This window comes from Phenylobacterium sp., from assembly GCF_041691455.1.
In the GTDB taxonomy this organism is placed as follows: Bacteria; Pseudomonadota; Alphaproteobacteria; order Caulobacterales; family Caulobacteraceae; genus Phenylobacterium.
In genome coordinates, this window is sequence record NZ_JBEPUO010000056.1 from 1 (window position 1) to 8,193 (window position 8,193).

General features: G+C 68.0%; 8 protein-coding genes and 1 tRNA gene. 1 reads left to right on the plus strand and 8 read right to left on the minus strand.

Annotated features, from left to right (window positions below):
* From ACESMY_RS23110 to ACESMY_RS23135, 6 genes are all read right to left on the minus strand, one after another.
* Window positions 1-629 (minus strand): NAD(P)-binding protein (locus ACESMY_RS23110; RefSeq protein ID WP_372786993.1); only part of this gene is annotated, 629 nt, incomplete at its 3' end.
* Window positions 630-687: 58 nt separating this feature from the next.
* Window positions 688-1,611 carry an aldo/keto reductase gene (locus tag ACESMY_RS23115; RefSeq protein ID WP_372786994.1) on the minus strand — a complete coding sequence of 308 codons (924 nt, stop codon included), beginning with the start codon at window positions 1,609-1,611 and terminating at the stop codon, window positions 688-690.
* 5 nt (window positions 1,612-1,616) lie between these two features.
* Window positions 1,617-3,050, minus strand: a complete 1,434-nt coding sequence (locus tag ACESMY_RS23120; protein ID WP_372786995.1) for a peptide MFS transporter — start codon at window positions 3,048-3,050, stop codon at window positions 1,617-1,619.
* 39 nt (window positions 3,051-3,089) lie between these two features.
* On the minus strand, window positions 3,090-4,004 hold the full coding sequence (locus ACESMY_RS23125) for an alpha/beta hydrolase family protein (protein ID WP_372786996.1): 915 nt from the start codon (window positions 4,002-4,004) through the stop codon (window positions 3,090-3,092).
* A 20-nt stretch (window positions 4,005-4,024) separates the two neighbouring features.
* Window positions 4,025-4,098 (minus strand) — tRNA-Val (locus ACESMY_RS23130).
* Window positions 4,099-4,109: 11 nt separating this feature from the next.
* On the minus strand, window positions 4,110-4,682 hold the full coding sequence (locus tag ACESMY_RS23135; RefSeq protein ID WP_372787000.1) for a TMEM165/GDT1 family protein: 573 nt from the start codon (window positions 4,680-4,682) through the stop codon (window positions 4,110-4,112).
* Window positions 4,683-5,014: 332 nt separating this feature from the next.
* Here ACESMY_RS23135 and ACESMY_RS23140 point away from each other — a divergent pair, with 332 nt between their 5' ends.
* On the plus strand, window positions 5,015-6,001 hold the full coding sequence (locus tag ACESMY_RS23140; RefSeq protein WP_372786997.1) for an NAD-dependent epimerase/dehydratase family protein: 987 nt from the start codon (window positions 5,015-5,017) through the stop codon (window positions 5,999-6,001).
* A 13-nt stretch (window positions 6,002-6,014) separates the two neighbouring features.
* Here the strand turns inward: ACESMY_RS23140 and ACESMY_RS23145 are convergent, their stop codons facing one another.
* Window positions 6,015-6,290 carry an HU family DNA-binding protein gene (locus ACESMY_RS23145; protein WP_372786998.1) on the minus strand — a complete coding sequence of 92 codons (276 nt, stop codon included), beginning with the start codon at window positions 6,288-6,290 and terminating at the stop codon, window positions 6,015-6,017.
* Window positions 6,291-6,444: 154 nt separating this feature from the next.
* A partial coding sequence (gene lon, locus ACESMY_RS23150) for an endopeptidase La (protein ID WP_372786999.1) occupies window positions 6,445-8,193 on the minus strand: 1,749 nt, incomplete at its 5' end.

Sequence of the window (8,193 nt, forward strand, 5' to 3'; positions counted from 1 at the left end):
TCCGGCTGCGGCGAGAAGTGCTGCGGCCAGGCGTGGTTCGGCTCGAAGGAGTAGCTGTACATGTGGTTGGCATTGTCCACCCGGCAGCCCGGATAGGTGTTCACCAGCCAGGTGCCGCCGACGTCGGCGTTGGACTCCACGATCTCGAACTGGACCCCGGCCTGCGAGAGGCGGATGCCGGTCAGGAGGCCCGACATGCCGGCGCCGATCACCAGCACCTTCAGCTTCCGCGCGGCGGCCTTGAGCTGCGGCTGCTCGAATTGCGGGTCCTTGCTGCTCACGCCGGCGATCGCCAGCTCGTCGATCAGGAAGTCGGCGTACATCTCCGGGATCGGGGCGCCGGCCACGAAGTCCATCATCTTGCGCAGGGTGGGCGTATCGGGGCTGGGCATCTTCAACGAGCCGGCCGCCACATTGGCCTGGATCGCGCCCTTGGCCTTGGCCCGGATTTCGGTCTTCGCCGCTTCCGAAAGACCCGTGTCGCCGGGGGGCGAGAGCGGCGTATAGACTGGCGTCCACTCCGGCCGCAGCCAGCTGGCGTCGCCGGTCATGTGCACCATCGCCATGATCAGGGCCGGCAGGTGGGCGGCCTCGAGGGCGTGATCGAGGTCCGTGTCGGCGTCGGCCATGGTCGTTTCCCGCCAGGTTATCGTTGTTCAGCACCATGACTCCGCCGGACGGCGGCTGTCATCCGGAAAGCCGCCCGGCCTGGCGCGCGCGGATGCGCTCCATCACCCCCGCCGGCAGCGCCATGCCCGAAGCGGCGAGGTTTTCCGCCAGGTGCGCGGGCCTGGTGGTGCCGATCACGGCGCAGGCCACGGCCGGGTTGGCCAGCACATAGCCCAGCGCGGCCTGCGGGCCGGTCATCTCCGCCAGGCGGTTGAGGAAGCTGAAGCGCGCGCCCTCTTCGACCTCGCGCCGGTGCCGGACCAGGCCGCGGGCCGCATACCAGAGGTCGCGGGGGGCCCGCAGCTTGGCGACCTGCCAGCCGGTGTGGCCCATGGCGAGCGCCATGCCGGCCAGGACCCCCTTCCCCGCCGCCGCGGCCTGAGCGATCAGCGGCTCGCGTTCAGGCCGCAGGACATTGTAGTCGACCATCACCACGTCGAAGTCGCCGAGGCCGCTGACATGGGCGATCACGGCGGGGTCGAAGCTGTTGACGCCGATCGCCCGGACCAGTCCCCGCGCCTTCAGCCCGGCCAGGGCCGAGCGCAGTTCGTCGGTCAGGTCGGCGATGTCCGGCCCGTGGAGCTGCAGCAGCGGCAGGTCGCCCAGCCCCAGGTTGCGCAGGCTGCGCTCGGCGCTGGCCACCACGGCCCCGGCCGAGAAGTCCCGCCCGATGCGGCCACCGTCGGCGAAGGTCCCAGCCTTGGTGGCGACCACGAGGCCCGAGGTGGCCCGGTCCTTCAGCGCACGCCCCAGCCTCGGCTCCGCATGGCCGCCGGAATAGCTCGCGCCGGTGTCGAAGAAGGTGACGCCGCCGTCGATCGCGGCGTGGACCAGGCCAAGCGCCGCGCGCTCGGAGAACCTCGGCTTGCCCCACCAGCTGGCCGCGCCGAAGCCGATCTCGGAGACGCTCAGGCCCGTTCGGCCCAGCGGGCGGTAGAGCATCGGCGCTAGGGTGTCCGTTGGGCGTCGGCGATCGCCACTGTGCTCATGTCCGGTTCGGAGTCCTCGCTCACCAGCAGCAGGCGGCCGAACACCAGCTTGATAAGCACGAAGATCACGCCGGCGCCGCCGACCATGGCGACGTGGACCATCCAGAACTGCACCGGCGTCATCTTCTCGTAGAGGGTGCCGAGATAGCCCACGAGGATATTCCCCGCCCAGAGGTGCAGATAGTAGAAGCCGATCACCAGGCCCGCGATGGCCTTGGGCGCGGCTCGCGAAAACAGCGCAAGACCCACCGGAAGGACGTTGGCGAAGCCGATGTCGTTCAGCAGGTGAAAGGCCAGCAACCAGTTGAAGCTGACCTTGTGGCCGGCCGGCGTCAGCGCCGCCCCGGCCGCCAGGCAGGCGACGCCCGCGGCTCCGAAAAAGCAGCCGATGGCGATCTTGCCGAGCTCGTCCGGCTCGGGGAACCGGGTCTTCCAGGCCCGCCAGAACATCACCATTCCGAGCAGGGTTGCGACGGAGACGATGGAATCCACCGACAACATCTGGCTGGTCAGGATCGTGATGCCCAGGAAGTGCAGGTCGGCGTTGGCTTCGGCCCAGACCAGGTAGCCGTTGTAGATCTGATTGTTGCCGACGATCGACAACGCCAGCACCGGCAGGATGAAGGCCAGCAGCACCAGCACCGACACCTCGCGCGTCGTCAGCGCCGGTCGCGCAGCCTTTTCCGCCGTGGTCCTGGCGCCGCGCGGGGGATCGGGCGGCAGGCGCTTCAGGCTGGAAAGATAGATCGCCAGCGCGATCAGCATGGCCACGCCCGCCGCGCCGAATCCGTAGTGCCAGGCGATCCCCTGGCCGAGGTAGCCGGTGATCAGCGGGCCGAAGATCACGCCGCCGTTGATACCCAGGTAGAAGACCTGGAAGCCATCGGCGCGGCGGGTGTCGCCAGCGGCGTAGAGCGCGCCCACCTGGGTGGCTATGTTGCCCTTCAGGCACCCGGCCCCGATCATCAGGCAGACCAGCGCCAGCAGGAACGAGGCGTCGAAAGCCATCAGGAAGTGGCCGAGCGCCATGATGCTCGCGCCGACGATAATCGTCCCGGTCCGCCCCACCCGGTCGGCGATCAGGCCGCCGAGCAAGGGGGTCAGATAGACCGTGCTCGAATAGACCAGATAGATCGCCGACGAGAGCTGCTGGTTCGAATAGTGCGCGCCGCCCGCGAACACCGCCTCCAGGATGGGCCGCAGGACGCTCAGCCCGACCACATGCTCCACATGGCCCGGCTTCAACAGCTGGCCGTTCATGTAGAGCACCAGGAGCGCGATCATGCCGTAGTAGGAGAAGCGCTCGAAGGCCTCGGTGATGGAGAGGTAGGCAAGCCCCTTGGGATGGCCCAGGAAGGCACGATCGTCTGCGTCTGCGGTAACCGCGGTCATGGAATCCTCTCCAAGGATCGACCAGATAGGCACGAATCCTCAGGTCGATGGAAGCCGCCTCGTCTCGTGGGCCAGCGCCTTCATCTCGCGGTCGAGGATGGCGACGACCGCCTTCCAGGCCGGCGTCGTGGCGATGACCAGGTCGAAGTGGCTGGCGTCGGGGATGGTCACGACCTCGGCGCGATCGCCGGCCTTGCGGACCTGCAGGGCGTAGGCGCGGCCGGTATAGGGCGGCATGACCGCGTCGTAGACCCCGTGGACCATCACCACCTTGGCGCCGGTCGGCAGCAACTCGGCGGGCGAGGTGTCGGCATAAGGGGACTTGCGGCCCTTCAGGTCGATCAGGCGCTCGATCGTGTCATCGCCGCAGGGCAGCGCCCAGGCCTTGCCCTGCCCCTTCAGGTCGCCGATGCCGGCCAGGCTGATGACGGCTCCGATCGGCAGCGGGTCGGCGGTGTGGAGCGGGCTCGACGCCGGGAGCTTGCGCCGGCCGGCCGCCCAGAGCGCCAGATGACCGCCGGCCGAGTGGCCGATGGCCACCACGCGGCTGAGGTCGAGGTGGTATTTCGGCGCCTCGGCGCGCAGGGCGTCGACGGCTGTCGCGACATCCTGGAAGGTCCCCGGATAGCCCGCGCCGGGCTCGCCCAGCTTGCGGTATTCGACGTTCCAGACCGCGTAGCCACGCTGGGCGAGGTCGGCGGCCAGCCCGCTGGTCTGCGGGAAACCCTCGTACTGCTTCAGGAAGCAGCCGCCGTGCAGCAGGACGACGACCGGATGCGGACCCCCGGCCTTGGGCAGGAACAGCTCGGCCACCTGCGAGGGCGCCGGGCCATAGTGGACCGCCGCATCCGGCCGATGCCGCGCCTGTTTCATGTAGTCGTCCAGCGACGCGGGCTCGGCGTGCGCCGCGCCGGCGGCCAGGATCACGCTCAAGACCATCGCCCGTCCAACCATGCCGCGTCCCCAGAAACACGTGGGCGGCGAGGGATTCGAACCCCCGACCCTCTCGGTGTAAACGAGATGCTCTAACCAGCTGAGCTAGCCGCCCGCGGGCCGGTTCTAGACCAGGTGGAACGCGGCCAGAAGCACCCAGGCGCCGATCAGGGCGAAGATCGCCGCGGCCGCCATCCGCACATACCTCAGCGGCACGATCTTGGTGGCCGCCTCCCCCAGCAGCACGGCCGGCACGTCGGCGATCATCATGCCCAGCGTCGTGCCGGCGGTGACCAGCAGGATCTGGTGGAAACGCGCGGCCAGCAGCGAGGTGGCGATCTGGGTCTTGTCGCCGATCTCCACGACGAAGAAGGTGATCAGTGTCGTCAGGAAGATGCCGCCGCGCCCGATGGTCTTCAGCTCATCGTCCATCTTGTCGGGGACCAGCGCCCAGACGGCCATGGCGATGAAGGCGGCGCCGACGACGATGCGGAACACCTGTCCGCTCAGCCAGGCCGAGAGGTAGTAGCCGAGGCTGGCCGCAGCGAGGTGATTGAGCAGGGTCGCGCCCAGGATACCCAGGATGATCGGCCCGGGTTTGCGGAATTTCGCCGCCAGGACAATGGCCAGCAGCTGGGTCTTGTCGCCGATCTCGCCGATGGCGACGACGGCGGTGGAGGTGAAGAAGGGTTCGAGGATCACGGACGGACTTCCAGGGCGCGAGACAGACGACGACGCGGACCTCCGCCGGCCCATGTGCCGCAGGTCGCGTCGTCGGTCTCACCAATCCGGATCTCATCGATCCGCCGTCCGCGCCATGCTCCGGGGCGGAGCCGGCGCAAGTGTGTTGACACGGACTTCGCTCGCAGCGAACGGCTACTCCCCGAAGACGCCGGTTTCCTAGCCCGCGGGTCCGCTCCCGCGCAATGGAAAAGGCGGCTGCGCCGGTCGCGGATCGATATGCCGCAGGGTCGGCGGCCCGACGCAACTTCCGCTTGGAGGCCCACCCCGCGATCGGCTAGGGCTCGGCGATGGGCGGCATTCTGGTCACGGGCAGCGCCGGGCACCTCGGCGAAGCGATCCTGCGCACCCTGCGCTCGCGTGGCGAGACGGCGGCCGGCCTGGATATCGCCGCCTCCCCGTTCACCGACCACGTCGGCTCGATCTGCGACCGGGACCTTGTCGCGCGCTGCATGGACGGGGCGCGGGCGGTGATCCATGCCGCCACGCTGCATAAGCCGCATGTGGCCACCCACCCGCGCCAGGCGTTCATCGACACCAATGTCAGCGGAACCCTGGCGCTGCTGGAGGCGGCGGCGTCGGCGGGGGTCGAAGCCTTCGTCTTCACCAGCACCACAAGCGCGTTCGGCGCGGCCCTGAGCCCGGCCCTGGACGAGCCCGCGGCCTGGATCACCGAGGACGTCGCGCCCATTCCCAAGAACATCTACGGCGTCACCAAGATCGCGGCGGAGGGCCTTTGCGAACTTTTCGCCCGAAGGTTCGAGCTGCCCGTCACGATCCTGCGGACCTCGCGGTTCTTTCCCGAGCCCGACGACGACGCGGAGATCCGCTCCGCCTACGAGGCCGCCAACGCCCAGGCCAACGAGCTGTTGAACCGGCGCGCCGACATCGAGGATATCGTCGAGGCCCATCTCCTGGCGATCGAGGCCGCGCCGCGGACCGGGTTCGCGCGCTACATCATCTCGGCGACGACGCCGTTCCGGCGCAGCGACCTGCCTGAGTTGCGCACCAGCGCCGAGGAGATGGTCTATCGCCTCTATCCCGAGTGCCGGTCGCTGTTCGCCGCGCGCGGCTGGCGGCCGTTCGCCGAGCTCGATCGCGTCTACGACAACAGCCTGGCGCGGGCCGAGCTGGGCTGGCGGCCGAAATACGACTTCGCGCATGTGCTGACCTGCCTGCGCACGGGCGAGGACTTCCGCAGTCCGCTCGCGCGAGCTGTCGGACGCAAGGGATACCATCCGACAGCGTTCGAGGCCGGTCCCTATCCCGTCGCCTAGCCAGGCTTGAAGTTCAGCTGTTCAGCGCGTCCTTCAGCGCATCGCCCACCCGGAAGCGGCAGGTCTGCGAGGCCTTGCGTTTGACCGTCTCGCCGGTGCGCGGATTTCGCGCCGTCCCCGCCGGCCGCTTGATCGGCACGAAGCTGCCGAACCCCACCAGGCGCACTTCCTTGCCGGCGCGAAGCGACGTCGACACCGATGAAATGAAGGCATCCAGCGCCACCTTCGCCTGCGCCTTGTTCAAGCCCGCCTTGTCGGCCATTTCCGCGACGAGTTCGGCCTTCGTCATATGTTCTCTCCCAGCCCGTTCTTGTTGCAGGCGGACGGGGTCCCCACACCCCTCACCCCCATTTCGAATTAAGGCCCGCCAAAGCGTGGCCGTCAAACGAGAGCGGCGCGGGAATGCTCCCGCGCCGCTCCAATGACACAAGAAGTGATCAGCCCTAGTGGGTCAGGATCGCCTCGGCGTCGCTGTCGTCGGCGATCGAGACCGGCGGCGCGTCGGCCTCCGACCATTCGATCGCCACCGGCTGGCGGGTGAGCGCCTGGGCCAGGACCTCGTCCATCGTCGAGACCGGGATGATCTTCATCTCCGCCTTCACGTTGTCCGGGATGTCGGCCAGGTCCTTCTCGTTCTCGAGCGGTATCAGCACCGTCTTCACGCCGGAGCGCAGGGCCGCCAGCAGCTTTTCCTTCAGGCCGCCGATCGCCGTGACCCGCCCGCGCAAGGTGACCTCGCCGGTCATGGCGATGTCCTTCTTGATCGGAATGCCGGTCAGGACCGAGACAATGGCCGTGGCCATGGCCGCGCCGGCGGACGGACCGTCCTTGGGCGTGGCGCCGTCCGGCACGTGGATGTGGACGTCGGTCCGCTCGAAGCTCGGCGGTTCGAGGCCGAACTTGGTGGCCCGGCTGCGGACGTAGCTGTTCGCCGCCGAGATCGACTCCTTCATCACGTCCTTCAGGTTGCCGGTCACCGTCATGCGGCCCTTGCCGGGCATCTTGACCGCTTCGATGGTCAGGATGTCGCCGCCGAAGTCGGTGTAGGCCAGGCCGGTGATGATCCCGACCTGGTCCTCGGTGTCCATCTCGCCGTACTTGAACTTCCGGATCCCCGCGTACTTGGCGAGCCGCTCGTCGTCGATGGCGATGGTCAGCACGTTCTCACGGCTGAGATCGCGCACCGTCTTGCGGGCCAGGTTGCCCAGTTCCCGCTCCAGCGACCGCACGCCGCTTTCGCGGGTGTAGTAGCGGATCAGGTCGCGGATCGCCTGGTCGGGGACGATGAACTCCTCCGGCTTCAGCCCATGGTCCTTGGTCAGCTTGGCCAGGATGTGCCGCTTGGCGATCTCCAGCTTCTCGTCCTCGGTGTAGCCGGGGATGCGGATGATCTCCATGCGGTCCAGCAGCGGCTGGGGCATGTTGAGGCTGTTGGCCGTGGTGACGAACATCACCGGCGACAGGTCGTAGTCGACCTCCAGGTAGTGGTCGGCGAAGGTCGAGTTCTGCGCCGGGTCCAGCACCTCGAGCAGGGCCGAGGACGGGTCGCCCCGCCAGTCGGAGCCCATCTTGTCGATCTCATCGAGCAGGAAGAAGGCGTTGGTCGACTTGGCCTTCTTCATCGACTGGATGATCTTGCCGGGCATCGAGCCGATGTAGGTCCGCCGGTGGCCGCGGATCTCGGCCTCGTCGCGCACGCCGCCCAGCGACACGCGGACGAATTCACGTCCCGTGGCCTTGGCGATCGAGCGGCCGAGCGAGGTCTTGCCGACGCCGGGGGGGCCGACGAGGCAGAGGATCGGGCCCTTCAGCGAGCCCACGCGGCTTTGCACCGCCAGGTACTCCAGGATCCGCTCCTTGACCTTCTCCAGGCCGTAGTGGTCGCCTTCGAGGATGTCCTCGGCCTTCTGCAGGTCGATGGGCTTGATCTTCGCCTTGCCCCACGGGATCGACAGCAGCCAGTCGAGGTAGTTCCGAACGACGGTGGATTCCGCCGACATCGGGCTCATGTTGCGCAGCTTCTTGAGCTCGCTCTCGGCCTTGGTGCGGGCTTCCTTGGAGAGCTTGACCTTCTTGATGCGCTTTTCGAGCTCCATCAGCTCGTCGCGCTGATCGTCCTGCTCGCCCAGCTCGCGCTGGATCGCCTTCATCTGCTCGTTCAGATAGTACTCGCGCTGGGTCTTCTCCATCTG

Coding starts and splice junctions, on each gene's coding strand:
- ACESMY_RS23125 (WP_372786996.1), bottom strand. CDS start 4,004: ATGGTTGGACGGGCGATGGTCTTGAGCGTGATCCTGGCCGCCGGCGCG.
- ACESMY_RS23145 (WP_372786998.1), bottom strand. CDS start 6,290: ATGACGAAGGCCGAACTCGTCGCGGAAATGGCCGACAAGGCGGGCTTG.
- ACESMY_RS23115 (WP_372786994.1), bottom strand. CDS start 1,611: ATGCTCTACCGCCCGCTGGGCCGAACGGGCCTGAGCGTCTCCGAGATC.
- ACESMY_RS23140 (WP_372786997.1), top strand. CDS start 5,015: ATGGGCGGCATTCTGGTCACGGGCAGCGCCGGGCACCTCGGCGAAGCG.
- ACESMY_RS23120 (WP_372786995.1), bottom strand. CDS start 3,050: ATGACCGCGGTTACCGCAGACGCAGACGATCGTGCCTTCCTGGGCCAT.